Annotated in this window: 17 protein-coding genes; 5 read left to right on the top strand and 12 right to left on the bottom strand. The window is 74.6% G+C overall.

Annotated elements, in window-relative coordinates; translation table 11 throughout:
• Positions 1–4: 4 nt before the first annotated feature.
• Positions 5–1,594, bottom strand: a complete 1,590-nt coding sequence (locus GMA12_RS08130) for a cytochrome ubiquinol oxidase subunit I (protein ID WP_156268877.1) — start codon at positions 1,592–1,594, stop codon at positions 5–7.
• Between the two features lie 143 nt (positions 1,595–1,737).
• On the opposite strand from GMA12_RS08130, the gene GMA12_RS08125 reads away from it, so the two are divergent.
• From GMA12_RS08125 to GMA12_RS08115, 3 genes are all read left to right on the top strand, one after another.
• Positions 1,738–2,067 (top strand): BlaI/MecI/CopY family transcriptional regulator, encoded by a 330-nt coding sequence (locus GMA12_RS08125; protein WP_156268995.1) that lies wholly within the window; start codon positions 1,738–1,740, stop codon positions 2,065–2,067.
• Positions 2,068–2,071: 4 nt separating this feature from the next.
• Positions 2,072–3,046: a M56 family metallopeptidase gene (locus GMA12_RS08120; protein WP_162459627.1), complete on the top strand. Its 975-nt coding sequence runs from the start codon at positions 2,072–2,074 to the stop codon at positions 3,044–3,046.
• 67 nt (positions 3,047–3,113) lie between these two features.
• The gene (locus GMA12_RS08115; RefSeq protein ID WP_156268875.1) at positions 3,114–4,214 is read left to right on the top strand and encodes an alanine racemase; all 1,101 of its coding nucleotides are present in this window, start codon (positions 3,114–3,116) and stop codon (positions 4,212–4,214) included.
• 53 nt (positions 4,215–4,267) lie between these two features.
• Here the strand turns inward: GMA12_RS08115 and ulaA are convergent, their stop codons facing one another.
• From ulaA to GMA12_RS08080, 7 genes are all read right to left on the bottom strand, one after another.
• Positions 4,268–5,821 (bottom strand): PTS ascorbate transporter subunit IIC, encoded by a 1,554-nt coding sequence (gene ulaA, locus GMA12_RS08110; protein ID WP_156268873.1) that lies wholly within the window; start codon positions 5,819–5,821, stop codon positions 4,268–4,270.
• 13 nt (positions 5,822–5,834) lie between these two features.
• Entirely contained in the window at positions 5,835–6,662 is an 828-nt protein-coding gene (locus tag GMA12_RS08105; protein WP_156268871.1) for a PTS sugar transporter subunit IIAB, read from the bottom strand.
• An 80-nt stretch (positions 6,663–6,742) separates the two neighbouring features.
• Entirely contained in the window at positions 6,743–7,282 is a 540-nt protein-coding gene (locus GMA12_RS08100; protein ID WP_156268869.1) for a hypothetical protein, read from the bottom strand.
• Between the two features lie 122 nt (positions 7,283–7,404).
• Complete coding sequence (locus GMA12_RS08095; protein WP_156268867.1) at positions 7,405–8,412, bottom strand: metal ABC transporter substrate-binding protein; 1,008 nt, start codon at positions 8,410–8,412, stop codon at positions 7,405–7,407.
• Between the two features lie 59 nt (positions 8,413–8,471).
• Positions 8,472–8,864: a Fur family transcriptional regulator gene (locus tag GMA12_RS08090; protein ID WP_370830794.1), complete on the bottom strand. Its 393-nt coding sequence runs from the start codon at positions 8,862–8,864 to the stop codon at positions 8,472–8,474.
• 2 nt (positions 8,865–8,866) lie between these two features.
• Complete coding sequence (locus tag GMA12_RS08085; protein ID WP_156268863.1) at positions 8,867–9,787, bottom strand: metal ABC transporter permease; 921 nt, start codon at positions 9,785–9,787, stop codon at positions 8,867–8,869.
• Between the two features lie 2 nt (positions 9,788–9,789).
• Complete coding sequence (locus GMA12_RS08080; protein ID WP_156268861.1) at positions 9,790–10,608, bottom strand: metal ABC transporter ATP-binding protein; 819 nt, start codon at positions 10,606–10,608, stop codon at positions 9,790–9,792.
• A 96-nt stretch (positions 10,609–10,704) separates the two neighbouring features.
• Here GMA12_RS08080 and GMA12_RS08075 point away from each other — a divergent pair, with 96 nt between their 5' ends.
• Both GMA12_RS08075 and ykgO read left to right on the top strand, forming a co-directional pair.
• On the top strand, positions 10,705–11,820 hold the full coding sequence (locus GMA12_RS08075; RefSeq protein ID WP_156268859.1) for a GTP-binding protein: 1,116 nt from the start codon (positions 10,705–10,707) through the stop codon (positions 11,818–11,820).
• Between the two features lie 66 nt (positions 11,821–11,886).
• The gene (gene ykgO, locus GMA12_RS08070) at positions 11,887–12,009 is read left to right on the top strand and encodes a type B 50S ribosomal protein L36 (RefSeq protein ID WP_026544400.1); all 123 of its coding nucleotides are present in this window, start codon (positions 11,887–11,889) and stop codon (positions 12,007–12,009) included.
• 145 nt (positions 12,010–12,154) lie between these two features.
• Here ykgO and GMA12_RS08065 read toward each other — a convergent pair whose 3' ends face one another.
• Genes GMA12_RS08065 through GMA12_RS08050 form a run of 4 tightly spaced genes read right to left on the bottom strand, consistent with a single transcriptional unit; the run spans position 12,155 to position 17,213 of the window.
• Complete coding sequence (locus GMA12_RS08065; RefSeq protein WP_162459625.1) at positions 12,155–13,993, bottom strand: ABC transporter permease subunit; 1,839 nt, start codon at positions 13,991–13,993, stop codon at positions 12,155–12,157.
• Positions 13,990–15,546: an ABC transporter substrate-binding protein gene (locus GMA12_RS08060; protein ID WP_206064656.1), complete on the bottom strand. Its 1,557-nt coding sequence runs from the start codon at positions 15,544–15,546 to the stop codon at positions 13,990–13,992. The genes GMA12_RS08065 and GMA12_RS08060 overlap by 4 nt, the downstream gene beginning before the upstream one ends.
• Positions 15,547–15,597: 51 nt before the next feature.
• Complete coding sequence (locus GMA12_RS08055) at positions 15,598–16,371, bottom strand: ABC transporter ATP-binding protein (RefSeq protein WP_370830789.1); 774 nt, start codon at positions 16,369–16,371, stop codon at positions 15,598–15,600.
• The gene (locus GMA12_RS08050; RefSeq protein ID WP_156268857.1) at positions 16,368–17,213 is read right to left on the bottom strand and encodes an ATP-binding cassette domain-containing protein; all 846 of its coding nucleotides are present in this window, start codon (positions 17,211–17,213) and stop codon (positions 16,368–16,370) included. The genes GMA12_RS08055 and GMA12_RS08050 overlap by 4 nt, the downstream gene beginning before the upstream one ends.
• Positions 17,214–17,324 lie beyond the last annotated feature (111 nt).

The raw sequence follows: 17,324 nt of genomic DNA, 5'->3' as shown, positions 1-17,324 counted from the left end.
GGGGTCAGTAGGCGAAGGCGAGCACGTCGTCGCCCCGGCCGTGGGCGCCGTCGTGGCCCGCACCGTGGTCGTCGTGGTCGTCGTGCGCCAGCTCCGGCATCGCGGAGGCGACCCCGCCGCGCACGTAGCGGACCAGGAGCATGACCTCCACCACGAGCAGCGCGGCGTAGATCAGTCCCAGCACGGCCAGCGAGAAGATCACCTCCTGCCCGCTGATCCCCGGGGAGACGGCCGCGGCGGTGTACATGTAGACCCCGTCCACGCCGCTGGGGTTGGGGTTGGGCGCCACCACGAAGGGCTGCCGGCCCATCTCCGTGAACACCCACCCGGCGATGTTGGCGCCGAACGGCGCGAGGATGGAGGCCACGGCGACCCACATCATCGGCTTGGAGGCGGGGACGGTGCCCTTCCGGGTGATCCACAGCGTCAGGGCGGCGAAGGCGGCCGCCAGGACCCCGAAGCCGATCATCAGGCGGAAGCCCCAGTAGGTGACCTCCATCAGCGGCAGGTAGTCGATCTCCTGCCCGGCGCGCTCCCCGTACACGGGGTCGTCCGGCAGGTGGGTGCCGTAGGCGGCCTCGTACTCCGGGATCAGGGTGTTGACGCCCTTGACCTCGGTGTCGAAGTCCCCGTGGGCCAGGAAGGACAGCAGCCCGGGGATCTCCACGACGTTGACCACCTCGTCGCAGTCCTGGCCGCCGAGCGGGCCGACCGCCAGCACGGAGAAGCTCGTGCCGTCGTGGCAGGCGGCCTCGGCGGCGGCCATCTTCAGCGGCTGCTGCTCGAACATCAGCTTGCCCTGGACGTCACCGCTCGCGGCCACGGCCCCGAAGCCGAGCACGGCCACGACCGCCCCGATCCGCAGGCTGGACAGCCACACGCCGTGGTCGGTGCGGTCCCGTCCGGGGACGTCGGCCCGCTCCCCCACCACCACGGCGCCGCGCTCGTCCACCGTGTCGATGCCGTCCCGGCGGCGCTGCCACAGCTGGTACCAGGCGATGCCCACCAGGAAGGCGGCACCCACGGCCACGGCGCCGGCGAGGGTGTGCGCGTAGGCCACCAGGGCCGTGTTGTTGGTCAGCACCGCCCAGACGTCGTTCATCACCGGGCGGCCGTCGACCATCTCCACCCCCACCGGGTGCTGCATCCAGGAGTTGGCCACGATGATGAAGAACGCCGAGACCACGGAGCCGAGCACCGCCGTCCACAGGGTGGCGAGGTGCACCTTCTGCGGCAGCCGGTCCCAGCCGAAGATCCACAGGCCCAGGAAGGTGGACTCGAAGAAGAACGCGAGCAACCCCTCCATCGCCAGCGGGGCGCCGAAGACGTCGCCCACGAACCGGGAGTACTCGCTCCAGGCCATGCCGAACTGGAACTCCTGCACCAGCCCGGTGGCCACGCCCATGATGAAGTTGATCAGGTAGAGCTTGCCCCAGAACCGGGTCATCCGCAGCCAGCGATCATTGCCGGTGCGCACCCACATCGTCTGCATGAGCGCCACCAGCAGCCCGAGCCCGAGCGTGAGCGGGACCATCACGAAGTGGTAGACGGTGGTGATCCCGAACTGCCAGCGGGCGATCTCCAGAGGATCCATCGGCTGCTTCCCCCAACTTTTCTACACGGCGTAGAACTACTTCTACACACTGTAGAACACCCGGCGGTCCGCGCTACAATCGGGCAGTGGCACGAAACGACCCCCAGCGCGCAGCCCCCCTCGGCGAGCTCGAGCGATCCATCATGGAGATCCTCTGGCAGGCCGCCGACCCCCTGTCCGCCTACGACCTGCAGGACCGGCTGCCCGACTCCGAGGACGGCGCCCGCCCGCGCGCGGCCACCACCGTGCTCACCGTCCTCTCCCGGCTCGAGCGCAAGGGCTTCGTCCGGCGCGACCGCGCCTTCCGGCCGCACCGGTACCGCGCCGCGGCCTCGCGCGAGGAGCACATGGCCAACCTCATGCACGAGGTGCTCGGCTCCTCGGACGACCGCACCGCCGTCCTCGAGCGCTTCGTCGGGCAGGTCAGCCCCGAGGAGGCCCAGACCCTGCGCCGGCTGCTCGGCGGCACCTGACCGCGTGGTCGCCACCTCGCTGGTGCTCGCGGCGCTCGCCGTCGCCCTGGCCTGGCCCGTCCCGGTCCTGCTGGCCCGGGCGCGGTGGCCCGCCCGCGCGCCCGCCACGGCCCTGGTGCTGTGGCAGGCGATCGCCCTGGCCGGCGGGCTGTCGATGCTCGGCGCCCTCGTCACGTTCGGACTGGCCCCGTTCGGCCCGGACCTGGTGAGCAGCGGGATCAGCCTCTCCGCACAGTTCCAGGGCCACGACCTCGGACGGGCCTTCGGGCCGCTCCAGGTCCTCGCCCTCGCGGGCGCGCTGCTGCTGGGCGGGCACCTGCTGCTGAACCTGCTCGTCACCGTGGTGCGGGCCGAGCGCGAACGCCGCCGCCACGCCCAGCTGGTCCTGCTGCTCAGCACGCCCCTGCCGGACGCGCCGGGCACCCGGCTGCTCGACGACCCGGCCCCGGTGGCCTACTGCCTCCCGGGGGCGTTCACCACGCTGACCGTGCTCTCCGTGGGACTGGTGTCGCTGCTGGAGGAGGACGAGCTCGCCGCCGTCGTCGAGCACGAGCGGGCCCACGCGGACCAGCGCCACGACATCGTGCTCGTCCTCTTCCGCGCCTGGAAGGCCTCGCTGCCGTGGTTCCCGATCGCCCGTCGCGCCCAGCGCGAGGTCGGGCTGCTCGTGGAGATGCTCGCGGACGACCACGCACGGCGCACCGTCGACGACGACGTGCTGGCGCGGGCCATCGCCCTGGTCAGCGCCGGCGGGCCGGGGCTGGCGTTCCACGCTGCGGGAGCCGATGATCCGGTGCGCCCCTCCGGCGCCGCCCCGGGACGGACGCTGGCCGACGAGGCCCGGGACCGGATCCTGCGCCTGGCGGTGCCCCCGCTGCCGCCCGGGCGGACCGCGGCGGTGATCGGGGCGGCCACCGCCCTCGTGGTCGTCCCCACGCTCCTGCTGCTGGGGCCCGGCCTCGGCCGGCTGCTCGTCTGAGCCGCGGGCCGGCGGCGGCCCTACGATGGGCGGAACCCATCCGAGCACCGCACCGGCGAGGAGCCCCATGGACCGCATTCCTGAAGCCGTCGACACCCCGGACGTCCTGATCGACCGGGAGGTGCTCGGCCGCAACATCGATCGGATGGCCGCGGCCGTGCGCGCGAGAGGGCTGGCCCTGCGCCCGCACGCCAAGACGCACAAGATCCCTCAGATCGCCGCGCTGCAGCTGGCCGCGGGCGCGGTGGGCCTGACCGTGGCCACGATCGGGGAGGCAGAGGTCTTCGCCGCGCACGGGGCGCAGGACCTGTTCCTCGCCTATCCGCTGTGGGTGGGGCCGCGGCAGGCGGAGCGCCTGCGCCGGCTGAGCGCCGCGGCGCGGCTCAGCGCCGGTGTGGACTCCGCGGAGGCCGCCGCGGCCATGGGCGCGCAGCTCGGGGACGCGGCCGGGGACGTCGCCGTGCTGGTGGAGATCGACAGCGGCCACCACCGCAGCGGGGTCCACCCGGACGCCGCCGCGGACGTGGCCCGCGCGGCGGTCCGGGCCGGGTTGCGCGTGGAGGGGGTCTTCACCTTCCCGGGCCACAGCTACGCCCCGGGCATGCCGGCCGAGGCCGCCGCCCAGGAGCAGCAGGCCCTGGAGCGGGCCGCGGAGCGGCTGCGGGACGCCGGGATCGAGGTGCTGCGCCGCAGCGGCGGCTCCACGCCCTCGGCGCTGCTGACCGACAGCTCCGCCGCGACCGAGGTCCGCCCGGGCGTCTACGTCTTCGGCGACGCCCAGCAGCTGGAGCTGGGCCGGTGCGCCTGGGAGGACGTGGCCCTCACCGTGGCCTCCACCGTGGTCAGCCGGCACGAGGGCGGCCACGGGGTCCCGCGGCGGATCGTGCTGGACGCCGGCAGCAAGGTCCTGGGCACCGACCGGCCCGCCTGGGCCACCGGCCACGGGCGGCTGCTCGACCACCCGGACGCGCGGATCACCGCGCTGTCCGAGCACCACGCCACGGTCGTGTGGCCGGAGGACTCCCCGCTGCCCGCTCTCGGGGAGCGGCTGCGGGTGGTCCCCAACCACGTGTGCATCACGATGAACCTCGTCGACGACGTGGCGGTGGTGCGTGACGGCGTGCTCCTGGAGCGCTGGACGGTGGCCGCGCGCGGCCGCAACTCCTGAAGCGGCCCGTTCCGCACCCCGCGCCGACCGCCCGGTGCCCCGGGGCCGGGCGCTCAGCGCGGCGGCGGCGGGGGTACCGGGGCGCCCTTCGGCGGAGCGATCTTGGGGTGCGCGGCAGAAGGGCCCGAGGCGGCCGCCGCGGTCTCCCGCTCGCCCGGAGAGCCCGCAGCGCCCGGCCAGGCCCGGCCTGCCGCCGGGTCCCACCCGGTGTCGACCAGCCGGCGCTGCACCAGGACGGCCAGCCCCAGCACCGCGAGGCCGATCAGCAGGATCACCACGATGCCCCCCACGGAGCCGATCTTGGCCGCGGAGCCGACGGCGATCCCGAACCAGCCGAAGTCGGCGTCGCCGAAGGTGGTGTTCTCGGAGCCGAAGGCGCCCAGGACGGAGAGCAGGAACGCGGGCAGGAACGTGATGAGCAGGCCGTTGACGAAGCCGCCGGCGAGCGCCCCGCGGCGTCCGCCGGTCGCGTTGCCGTAGACGCCGGCCGCGCCGCCGGTGAAGAAGTGCGGGACGAGCCCCGGCAGGATCAGGGCGATGCCGATGGCGGGGTTGAGCCACACGGAGAGCACGAACAAACCGATCAGGCCCCCCACGAAGCTGGAGATGAAGCCCAGCAGCACGGCGTTCTGCGCGTAGGGGAAGACGATCGGCGCGTCCAGGGCCGGGATGGCCCCGGGGACCACCTTGGCCGCGATGCCCTGGAACGCCGGGACCAGCTCGCCCAGGATGGTGCGCACGCCGAAGAGGATCACGGCCACCGCCACGCCGAACTGCAGCCCCTGGGTGATCGACATCATGATGTAGTTGCCCACGCCGGTGGCGCCGCCCTCGAACGCGGTGAAGGCCTCCTCGGAGCCCGCCCGGACCAGGAAGAGCACGGCGAGGACCACGTACATCATGGCCATGGACAGCGCGGTGGCGACCATGGAGTCGCGCAGGAAGCGCAGTCCTTCCGGCAGCTTCGCGTCCTCCGTGGAGCGGCTGTTCCTGCCCACCACCTGTCCCACCGCCCCGGCGGCGATGTATCCGGCGGTGCCGAAGTGGCCCATGGCCACGCTGTCGTCGCCGGTGATCCGGCGGGTCCACGGGTGGACGAAGGCCGGCAGGGACACCATGAGGATGCCCAGGAGCAGAGCGCCCAGGGACACGGTCACCCAGGCGTCGTAGCCGGCCGTGGCCAGGATGATGGTCAGCATCGTGGCCATGAACAGGACGTGGTGCCCCGTGAGGAAGACGTAGCGCAGCGGGGTGAACCGGGCGAGCAGGAGGCTGACGGCGAAGCCGAGGATCATCAGCCACGCCACCTGGGCCCCGTACTCGGCCTGGGCGATCCCGGCGATGGCCTCGTTGGTGGGGATGACGCCCTGGGCACCGGTGGCGCCGAGGATCATGGCGCCCAGGGGCTCCAGGGAGGCGACGACGAGGGTGGCGCCGGCGCCGATGAGCAGGAAGCCGAGCGTGGCCTTGATGGCCCCGCCGATGACCTGGCCGGTGCTCTTGCGCAGGGCCACCAGGCCCACCGCGGTGATGATGCCGATGAGGAAGGCGGGGACGGCCAGGATCTCGCTGACCAGGAACTCGGGAATACTGACGAGCCAGTTCATTGCGGGCCTGCTTTCAGACGTCGTAGAGGTCGCGCATGGCGGCGTCGAGCTCGGTGGTGCTGGTGAAGTTCTCGATCACCCTCACGGGCACGCCCACGTCCCCCAGGGCGCGGGCGATCTCCCCGGAGGTGAGAATGAAGTCCGCCTCCTTGGCCTTGCCGCGGGCCGAGATGGTGTCGGTGGCCTCGACCGTGAGGTAGGGGCTCCAGCCCCAGCGGTCGAGCACCTGCTCCAGGGTGTTCTTCAGGAACAGGCTCGTGCCGAGCCCGTTGCCGCAGACGGTGAGGATCTTGTGGCGGCTCTCCGTGACCGCCCCCGTCGTCGTGCCCGACGTCTCCACGGACGCAGGTGCCGCCGTCGCGGGCGCCGATCCGGTCGCCGCAGGCGCCGGGGCGTCCTGTCCGAGCAGGGCGAGCACCTCCTCGGGTGTCGCCGCCCGGTCCAGGGCCGTCCGGGTCTCCGGCGCAGCCAGCAGGGTGGCCAGCTGCCGCATGGCCTGCAGGTGCTCCTTGCGGTCCGTCGCCGAGAGGGCGACGACCAGGCTCACGGGGTCGTTGGAGGCGTGCCCGAACTCGACGGGGTGGGCCAGCCGGACCCAGGACATCGCCGTGCGGTGCACGGCCTCCGAGGGCCGGGCGTGGGCGAAGGCGAACCCGGGGGCGACGACGATGTACGGGCCGTTCTCCTCGACGCTGGTGATCATGGCCCGGGTGTACTCGGCGCTGATGGCGCCCTGTCGCTCGAGGAGCCCGCCGGCGCACCTGATGGCGGCACGCCAGTCGTCCACCGGTTCGTCGAGGCGGATGGAGGCGAGATGGAGCAGACGACTGATGTCAGACATGTCACCATCCTAGGCCGGAGCGCCACCGGTGCCGGCGGCGCGGGCGCGGAGCGGGCCGTCGGTGGCTCGGGCCCCCGAGCTCAGTCCAGCTCGACGACGGTGACCGGCAGCGGCAGGGACTGCGCGTCGAAGGCGATCTGCTCGGAGAAGGGGTTGCCGTCCTCGTCGCGGCCCACGCACAGGGCGAGCACCGTCGCGGGATCGGGTCCGACCATCAGGGTCCAGTGCTGACCGTTCGCGTCCACGGCGTGGGCCTGGTGGTCCAGGTCCACGCCGCCCTCCAGGTCGGCGAAGCGGGCCCGGTAGTCCTCCAGCTCCTCGGGGGTCTGCAGCACCCCGGCGGAGACCACCGCCTCCTCGTCGCCGGTGACGGCCGGGGCCACGGGATAGGCGATGCGGAACGGCGGCTCGAGCACCTCCAGCAGCTCCCGGGCCGGGCTGGCGTCGTCGCCGCGCAGCCAGAGCCGGCCGGTCCCGTCGACGAAGCCGGCGTACTCCTCGTCGTTGGGGTAGAAGCACAGGAAGCCCGAGCCGGGGATCCGCGCGGCCAGCCCGGCGAGGTCCTCGGCGCGGTCCACGGCGAGGAATCGGGTGAGGGGCTCCAGCGGCAGGGGTTCCACGGGTGTTGTCTCCTTGGCGTTCGGCGGGCGGCGGGACGACCGTGTGCTGGCCGTTCCCGGACGCCCTACGCTACGCCGCCGGGGACCGGTCGTGGACCGGGCCCGCGCGGACCGCCGCCGCCCTACGCGCAGTCCAGCGCGGTGCGCAGCGCCTCGAGGTTGTTCCGCATGACCTGCTGGTAGTCGGCGTTCTCGTCGGCCTGGGCCTCCACCGGGTCCAGCACGGCGGTCTCCACCCCGTGCTCGGCCGCCAGGGTCTCGGCGACCTTCGGGTTGACCAGGGACTCCGAGAACACCGTGGTGACGCCCTCGGCCTCGACGATCTCGCCGATCTCGGCCAGCCGGGCCGGGGAGGGCTCGGTCTCGGGGTCGAGCCCGGCGATGCCCACCTGCTCGAGGCCGTACTTGTCCGCCAGGTACCCGTAGGCCTCGTGGGCGACCACGATGGTGTCCCGCTCGCAGGTGGCCAGTCCCTCGGTGAACTCCTCGTCCAGGGCGGTCAGCTCCGTGGTCAGCTGCTCGGCGTTGGACTCGTAGGTGGCGGCGTTGTCCGGGTCCACCTCGGCCAGCTCGTGGGAGACCTCCGTGGCGACCGCGGCGAGTCGCTCGGGGTCCAGCCAGAAGTGCGGGTCCTCCCCGCCGTGGTCGTGGCCGTCCTCACCGGCCGCCTCGGCGGGCTCCTCCCCGCTGTGGGCTTCGGCACTGTGGGACTCGTCCGCGGCCGCGTGCTCCTCCGCCGAGTGGGCCTCCTCGCCCTCCACTCCTGCGTGCGCGGCGTCGAGGGCGTGCTCGGGGGCCGCCTGGGCCACGGCGTCGTCGACCGCCGGCTGGAACCCGGAGAGGTAGACCACCGCGTCCGCGGTGCGCAGCCCGTCGACCGCTGCGGGGGACAGCTCCAGGTCGTGCGGCTCGGCCCCGGCCGGAGTGAGCGACTCCACCTCCACGAGGTCCCCGCCGACGCGCTCGGTGACGTACTGCAGCGGGTAGAAGGACGCCTGCACGGTCAGCGCCTCCCCCGATCCACCGCCGGCGGTGGCCGCCGACGGGTCGGTGGAGTCCGCGGCGCAGGAGGAGAGGGCGAGAGCGGCGGCCAGGGAGAGGGGAGCAACGAGAGCGCGACGAGGGGTCATGAGAACGATTCTCGTGAAAAGTGAGAACCGTTGTCAATCCAGGGTCGCCGCCGAGGAGCTCAGGACACGGCCGACCGGCAGGCCCCGCAGATCCCGTGGAGCTCGATCGCGTGCGCGACGTCGGTGAAGCCGTGCCGGCGGGCGGCCTGGGCGGCCCACCGTTCCACCGCCGTCTCGGCCACCTCCACGGTGTGCCCGCAGCGGCGGCACACCAGGTGGTGGTGGTGCTCGGTGCGGGCGCACCGGCGGTAGCGCATCTCTCCGCCCGGGGCGGCGAGGGCGTCCACCTCCCCGGCCTCGGCCAGGGCACTGAGGTTGCGGTAGACGGTGGCGAGGGAGACCGGTTCCCCCTGCTCCGCCAGCATGGCGTGGAGCTGCTGGGCGGAGCGGAACTCGGAGGTCCGCTCCAGCAGCTCGGTCAGGGCGGAGCGCTGCCGTGTGGTCCGGGACATGGTCATGCTCCTCGCAGCTGGAGGTCGTCCTCGACGCCGTGGATCTCCTCCGCGCCGTGGGGCCCGCCGTGGGGCCGCACGCGCACCAGGAGGGGGCGGACGAGCAGGGCGAGCACGTAGCAGCCGATGGCCAGGACCACGATCATGGCGCCCGGGGACAGGGGCTGGAAGTAGGTGATGGACAGGCCCGTCACGCACACCGCGGCCCCCACGGCCATGGCCGTGCCCATGGTCCCGGCGAAGGAGCGGGTGAGCAGCTGGGCGACGGCGACCGGGACGATCATCACCGCCGAGACCAGGAGGACGCCGACCACGCGCATCGACACGGACACGGTGAGGGCGGCCATGACGGCCACCAGGATGTTCAGCGCCCGGACGGGCAGCCCGGTGGCGAGGGCGAACTCCTCGTCGTGGCACAGGGAGAACAGGGCCGGGCGCAGGCCGAGCCCGACGCCGAGGACCACCGCGGCCAGTCCGGCGGTGAGCCAGACGTCCGTGGTGGTGACGGTGGCGATGGAGCCGAAGAGGTAGCCGGTGAGGTTGGCCGACGTCCCGCCGGCCAGCCCGATCAGCAGCACCCCGCCGGCGATGCCGCCGTAGAACAGCAGGGCCAGCGCGACGTCGCCGCTGGTGCGTCCCCGGGTGCGCATGACCTCGATGAGCACCGCGCCCACGACGGCGGCGACCACCGCGCCGGGCACGGCCAGGGCGTCGTGCGCGGTGAGCCCGGCCGCGGAGCCCGCCAGCCAGCCCATGGCCACCCCGGTCAGGGCCACGTGGCCGATGCCGTCCCCGAGCAGGGCCAGGCGCCGCTGCACGAGGTAGGTGCCGATCACCGGCGCGGACACCCCGACCAGGACGGCGATCAGCAGACCGCGCTGCATCAGCGGACTGGCCAGCATGGCGGTGAGGGTCTCGATCATGGTCACTGCGGCTTTCCGTGGAAATCGGGAGCGGAGGGAACGGCGGCGGGCACGTCCCCGTGCAGGTGCAGGTGCTCGTGGTCGGGGGCGTCGTGGCCCGGGGCCGGCTGCGGGGGGCTGCCGTCGTGGACGACGTGCCCGTGGCGCAGCACCACGGCGCGGTCCAGCAGCGGGGCCAGCCCGCCCAGCTCGTGCAGCACGACGAGCAGCGTGGTGCCCTCGGCCCGCAGCTGCGCCAGGATGCGGGCCAGGGCCTCCCGGGAGACCTGGTCCACCCCGGACAGCGGCTCGTCCAGCAGCAGCAGCCGCGGGCGCCGCACCAGCGCCCGGGCGATCAGCACCCGCTGCTGCTGGCCGCCGGAGAAGATCGCCACGCTCTCGCCGGCCCGGTCGGCCAGGCCGACCTGCTCGAGCGCGTCGAGGCAGGCGCGCCGGGCGCCGGCACCCGGGCGCAGCCGCCGGTGGCCGGTCAGCCCGGCGGACACGACCTCCAGCGCCGTGGCCGGCACCCCGGCGCCGACGCCGACGCGCTGGGGGACGTAGCCGATGCTCGACCACGGCACGCTCCGGCGGACGGTGACGTCGGCGCCGAACAGCCGGGCCTCCCCGGATGCGACGGGCACGATGCCGAGCAGGGCCTTGAGCAGCGTCGACTTGCCGGAGCCGTTGCCGCCCATCAGAGCCACGGCCTCGCCGTCGGCCACGGACAGGTCCACCCCGCGCAGCACGGGGGTGGCGCCGAACGCCACGGTGAGTCCCTCCGTGCGGATCGCCGGACCGGCCCCCGGAGCCGGGGTCGCCGGCGTGGATCGCAGTTTCATGAGACCCATTCTCAAGAAAATGAGAACGATGGTCAATTCGCCGACGGCCGGCAGCCGTTCTTTCTTTGAGAATGGTTCTTATGTAGAGTGGCGGGCATGCACCTCGTCATGGTCAGTTCCCTGGACGCCCTCAGCCGCGGGCGGGCCTGCGCGTCCCTCGCGGAGGCCCTCCCCCGCGCCGTCGTGGTGCTGCAGGACCTGCTCGACGACGGCACGGTGGTCCGCCGGACGCTCCGGCCGGGCTTCGCCGCCCAGCGGGAGACGACTCCGCTGGAGCACGGCTGCCCCAGCTGCGCCGTCCGCCTCGACCTCGTCCCGGCCCTCGCCCGCCTGCAGGAGGCCGGGGCGGAGCGCGTGGTCGTGGGCCTGTCGCCGGGAGTGCCGACCTCCACGGCGACCCGCGCCCTGCAGCACCTGCTGGACCGGCCGCCGGCCGTGGAGTCGGCGGTGCTCGCCTGCTCCCCCGCCGCGGTGGAGGACCGCATCTGGGACGGGCAGTCCCTCGCCGAGGCCGGCTGCACCGCCGTGGACGGGGACGAGCGGACCTGCGGGGAGTTCCTCGTCGAGGAGCTGGCCTTCGCCGACACGGTGCTGCTGGCCGATCCCGAGCTGGTGCCCGTCGACGCCGAGCAGCGCGCCCGCGGTGTCCAGCTGCTGCGGGAGCTGGCCCGGCACGCGGACGTCGTCGAGCACGGCGCGGAGATCCGCCCGGGACGCCACCGTCCCGCCGAGGCCCTGCACCGCGTCGCCTCCGGGTGCCTGGAACCTCCCCGGGGCACGCCGTCCTCCCCGTTCACCACCGTGGTGCACCGGGTGGAGCGCCCGCTGCACCCGGAGCGCTTCCGGCACGCGCTCTCCGCGCTGGCAGCGGGCTGCTGCTGGCTGCGCGGGCACGTCTGCCTGGCGGTGGCCCCGGAGCACCGCATCCTCGTCCAGGGCGTCGGCCCGCGGGTGTGGCTGGAGAACGCCGGGCCGTGGCCGGCGGCGCCCCGCCTCGAGCTCCGCGACCCGCACGGGACCGCCGAGGCTGCCGGCGCGGACGCGGTGCCGGCCGCTCCCGGGGAGCACGCCACGGTGCTGGCCGCCACGGGCGCCGATCTGGACGCGGCCGAGCTGACCGGGCTGCCCGCCGCGTGCCAGCTGACGGAGGAGGAGCTGCGGGCCGGGATCACCGGGCTGACCGACCCGTTCGGCATCAGCTCGCCCCACTGAACCCGGGTGGTCCGCACCGGACTCCGCCACCAGCACGACGACCAGCACGACAATCAGGAGGACGACATGAAAGTACGCAACTCGCTGCGCGCCCTGAAGAAGGTCCCCGGCGCCCAGGTGGTCCGCCGCCGCGGCCGCACCTTCGTCATCAACAAGAAGAACCCCCGGATGAAGGCCCGCCAGGGCTGAGCCCGGACGACGACGGACGGCCGCTGCCGGACCCCGGTCCGGCAGCGGCCGTTCGCGCATTCTCGAGATGAGCCCACGGCGCCCAGCCCTCGGGCGAGACCGGCCCCGGCCGCCCGGACGCCGGCACCGCCGGGCGAGCACGTCATCAGGTCTGCAGCTGCCGCGCCCGCTCGGCAGCGCCCGCACTCCCTGCGGACCCCGTGGACTCCGGGCCGGGACCGGGCACGGGGGCCACGGCGGCATGCCCCGGTCCGGGACGGGAGACCCGCCGCGCCCTCTCCGCGCTGGAGAGCGAGACGGCCAGGACGGAGGCCAGCACCAGCGCCCCGGCGGGACCGAGCACGGTCCACGGGGCGCGCTCGACGTAGCCGATGCCCTCGGCCAGCAGCAGCCCCCACTCCGGGGCCGGCGGCTGCTGCCCCAGACCCAGGAAGCCGAGCGCGGCGATGGCCAGGGCGGTGCCGGGCAGGCGCAGGACCGCGTGCCGGGCCACCTCGGGCAGCAGGGTGGGCAGGACCGTGCCGGCCAGGATGCGCGCGCGCCCCGCGCCCAGCAGGGGCAGCACCCGCACGTAGGGGCGGGCCGAGATCTCGGCCACCAGGGCGGCGGTGTGGGCGGCCAGCGGCGCCCAGCTCACCAGCGCGACGGCCACGGCGGCCCCGGCCGCCGAGGGCCCGGCCACCGCGACGACGAGGATGCCGGCGATGATCGGGGGCGCCGCGTTGGTGACCTCCACCGGGCCGGTGGACCACACCCCGGCCATCCCGACGAGCAGCCCGGTCAACAGGCACGCGGCGACCACGGCCAGGGCCAGGCCGAGAGTGTCCAGCGCGCCGTGGCCCACCCGGGCCAGCACGTCCCGGCCGGCGGCGTCCGCCCCCAGCGGCAGCGCCCAGGACGGCGCCTCGAGCCGGGCGTGGGCGGAGGTGTAGGGGTCCCGGAGCAGCCCGGCCACGATCACAGCGAGCAGCGCGCCTGCGGAGACCGCCGGCACCACCCACCACGACCGGCGCGGAGCCGGCGGGGGGCCGGGGACGGGCAGGTCCCCGGAGCGGGCGGCCGGCCCGAGCAGGGACCGGCGGACGAGGGCGGCCAGGGCCCCCAGGGCCGCCGCGAGGACGAGCAGCAGGAGCACCCCGGCCTGCAGGGCCGGGATGTCCTGGGCCGCGGCGGCCCCCAGCAGGGACCGGCCCAGGCCGGGGATCGCGAAGACCTCCTCGACCGCCACGGCCCCGCCCGTGAGCCCGACGACGACCAGCGCGACCTGCCCGATCACTCCGGGCAGCGCCCGGTGCAGGACGGCGCGGGCGATCCGGGCCCGGGAGTGCCCGGCCACCGCCCAGGTGTGCACCCAGCGCTCGGTGAACGCCCCGGCGAGCGCGGTGCTGAGCAGCCGCCCGATCAGCCCGCCCGCGGGCAGCCCGAGGGCCAGGGCCGGCAGCACCACGTGCTGCGGGCCGCGCCACCCGTAGGGCGGCAGCCAGCCCCACCACACCGCCACGACGATCAGCAGGACGGCTGCCAGGAGGAACTCCGGCAGCGCGGTCAGCGCGGCGGCCGCGGCCCCGGCCCCGCGGGCGGGGCGCCCGGCCAGCCCGACGCGGACGGTGGGGACGCAGGTCAGGGCGGCCACGAGCAGGGCCACGGCCAGGGCCGCACCCATCAGGGTGACGGACACCCCCAGGGCCTCCAGCACACCGGGCAGGACCGGCCGGCCGCTGATCCAGGAGGTGCCGAAGTCCCCGGTGAGGACCCCGGACGCCCAGTCGGCGAAGACCGCGGCCGGACCGCGGTCGAGGCCCAGCTCGGTCCGGATCTGGGCCAGCACCTCGGGGGTGGCCTCCCGGTCGGCGTAGCGGGCGCGCAGGACCGTGTACTCCGGGCTGTTGCCCGACAGCCACGGCAGGGCGCCGATCAGCACGACGACGGCGGTGAAGGCCACGACCCGCGAGACGAGGGCCGCCGCCCCTCCCCGGACCCTCACTCGGCGACGCTGGTCTGGGCGGTGATCAGCTCGCGCTCGCGGGGGTCGCGGGCCGCGCCCGCCACGCCGTCCTGCTCGCCCTGGATGACGCGCTCGTGGAGCATCGGGATCGCGGCGTCCTCGGCGAGGATCGCGGCCTCGGCCGCCATGATCGCCGTCCGGCGCTCCTCGCCGGGGGCGGCCTTCCCGGCCGTGTCCAGGGCGGCGTCGACGGCCTCCGAGCAGAACTGGGAGATGTTGAAGGAGCCCTCGCAGCCGAAGTCGCTGACCATGTAGGCCACCGGGTCCCCGGAGTCCAGCACGGTGGCCCGGGACAGGATGAAGGCGTCGAACGCGCCCTCGATCGCGTCGGTCTCGATGTACTGGTACTCCCGGACGTCGAGCTCCACCTCGAAGCCCGCCTTCTCCAGCTGCTGCTGGAGCTGCACGGCGACCTCGGGCAGCTCGGCGCGGTCCGTGAAGGTGCCGATGGTGATCTTCCGCCCGGCGGGGTCCCCGGCCTCGGGCCGGTCGGCGAGCCGCTCGCGGTAGGCGTCGGTGTCGCGGCCCTCCGCGGCGTAGGGGATGGCGGGTCCGAGCAGGCCGGCGGCCACGTCGGCCCGGCCCTCGTAGACGCCGTCCACGACGCTCTGCGGGTCGAGGGCCTCGCGGGCGGCCGCGCGGAGGGCGGGGTCGGCGAACGGGCCCTCCCCGGTGTTGAGGTAGAGGGTGTTGGTGCGCGGCATCGGCACCTCCTCCAGGAGGTCCTCCTCCACCTGGGCGGCCTGGCCCACCGGCACGGCCTCGACGACGTCGGCCTCCCCGGTCCGCAGCGCGGCGGCCCGGGCGGTGCCGTCGGGCACGAAGGACACGTCGATGCCGGCGGCGGCCGCGGCGCCGTTCCAGTGGTCGTCGTAGCGCTCCAGGGTGGCGCCGGAGGTGCCGTCCACGGCGGTGAGCTCGAAGGGTCCGGTGCCGTGGCCCACCGGGTCCACCGCGGCACCCTCGTAGGCGGCCGGGGCCAGGACGGACAGCTGCGGGCTGGACAGCCGCTGCGGGACCAGCGGGTCGGTCTCGGCGGTGGTGACCCGCACGGTGTCGCCCTCGGCCGCCACGGTCATCTCCACTCCGTCGAGGATGCGCGGGGCGGGCTCGGCCTGCACGGCCCGGTCCAGGGAGGCGGCGACGTTCTCGGCGGTGAGCTCCGTGCCGTCGTGGAAGGTGACCCCGTCCCGGATCGTGAAGGACCAGGTGGTGTCGTCGACCTGCTCCCACGCGGTGGCCAGCATCGGCTGGGCGTCCCCGGCCTCGTCCAGCCGGACCAGGGTCTCGGCGGTGGACCAGCGGGAGAGCTTGAAGGCGTCGTCGCTGAGCGGGGACAGCCCCGAGCGCGGCGGCTGGAGCATGGCCAGCTCCACGCGGGCGTCGGTGCTGTCGCCGGAGCCCTCGGCGGAGGAGGCGCCGGAGCCCTCGGCGAAGCAGCCGGTGAGCAGCAGCAGGCCGACCCCGGCCAGCCCGAGGCCGGTGGCTCCGCGGGCGGAACGGTGGACGGGGACGGAGGAGCGAGGGGGCATCAGAAGGCTCTTTCGGTGTGGTGGGCGATGAACGGTCGGGGAGGGCAGGTCTCAGGCGGGCAGGCGCGGCACGGCGTCCACCAGCTGCCGCGTCGTCGAGTGGCGGGGGCTCTCGAGGAGCCGGTCGGCAGAGCCCTCCTCCACCACCTGCCCGTGGTCGAGGACCAGGGCGCGCTCGCACAGGGAACGGACCGCGGTGAGGTCGTGGGAGACGAAGAGCAGCCCCAGACCTCGGTGCTCGTGCTGGTCCCGCAGCAGGTCCAGGACCTGGTGGCGCAGCGGCAGATCGAGGCCGCTGACCGCCTCGTCGGCCAGGAGGATCCGGGGGCGGGTCACCAGGGCCCGGGCGATGGCCACGCGCTGGGCCTGGCCGCCGGAGAGCTCGTGGGCCCGCCGGCCCAGGTGCTCGGCGCCGAGCCCCACCTGCTCCAGGGCGTCCCGGACCAGGCGCAGGTGGTCGCCCGGGACGCGGAAGCGCCGCAGCGGTTCCCGCAGTTGGCGCTCGACGCTGCGCCGCGGATCGATGCTGGAGGCCGGGTCCTGCGGGATGTGCTGCACGGCCTGCCGGGCTCGCCGGATCTGCTGCCGGCCCGTCAGCGGCGCGCCGTCGAAGAGGACCTCGCCCCGGTCCGGGCGCTCCACGGCCAGGAGCAGGGACAGCAGCGTGGACTTGCCCGACCCGGAGGGGCCCACCACGCCCAGCGCCTCGCCCTCGCGCACCTCGAGCTCGACCCCGCGCACCGCGGTCACCTCCCCGGAGCGGGTGCGGTAGGTCCGGGTGAGTCCGGTGCCGCGCAGCGTCGTCGGCCCTGCCTGCCGGGTCACGAGACCGCGCCCAGCGGTACGGCGACGGGCTCGAGGCCGGTGCGTGCGTCCGGCTCCTGCGGCGCCGCGGCGGGCCGGAGGCCGGCGCGGGCGGCCGCGACCAGGGCCACGGTGAACGCCGCCCGGGGCGACCGGAGCACCTGCGGCATCGGGTCGGCCTCGACGACCCGCCCCCGCTCGAGGACCACGACGTCGTCACAGAGGTCGGCGGCGACCGCGAGGTCGTGGGTGATGAACAGCAGCGCGCTGCGCCCCGGCCCCGTGCAGCGGCGCAGGGCCTCGACGACCTGCCGCTGGCTGATCATGTCCAGGGCCGTGGTGGGTTCGTCGGCCACCAGCAGGTCCGGCGCCGAGGCCAGGGCCAGGGCCAGGCACACGCGTTGTCGCTGCCCGCCCGAGAGCTGGGAGGGATGGGCCCGCAGGATCCGCTCCGGGTCCTCGAAGCCGACCTCGCGCAGCAGCTCCGCCACGATCCGACCGGCCTCCGCCGCGCCGGTCCGGCGGCGGCGGGCCACGGCGGGCAGCAGCTGCCGGTCCAGGCGCACCACGGGGTTCAGCGCGGCCTGGGAGTCCTGGAAGACCGCCGCCATGCCCGGGCGCCGCCCCGGTGCCTGACGCCAGGGCAGCTCACGGCCGTCGACCCGCAGGGTGCCCTGCACGCGGAACTGCGGCCCGAGCAGGCCCAGCAACGCCAGCACCGTGAGCGACTTGCCCGAGCCCGAGGCCCCGAGCAGGGCCACCCGCCGGCCGGGCTGCACCCGGAGGCCCACGTGGTGCAGCAACGGCTGTCCGGCCACGGAGACCTCGAGGTCCCGCAGCTCCGTACCGGTCCCGTCACCCATGCGTCCCCCTTGCCAATATCGACTCCACACGATGTGATGGTAATGAGTTTCATTCTCAACAACTAATCCGACACGGGCGGGTCACCGGATCCATCGGCTTACGACCTCGCC

The organism is Kocuria sediminis (assembly GCF_009735315.1).
Classification (GTDB): Bacteria; Actinomycetota; Actinomycetes; order Actinomycetales; family Micrococcaceae; genus Kocuria; species Kocuria turfanensis.
The sequence above is the reverse complement of the archived record's forward strand: the minus strand, read 5'-3'. Positions and strand labels throughout refer to the sequence as shown.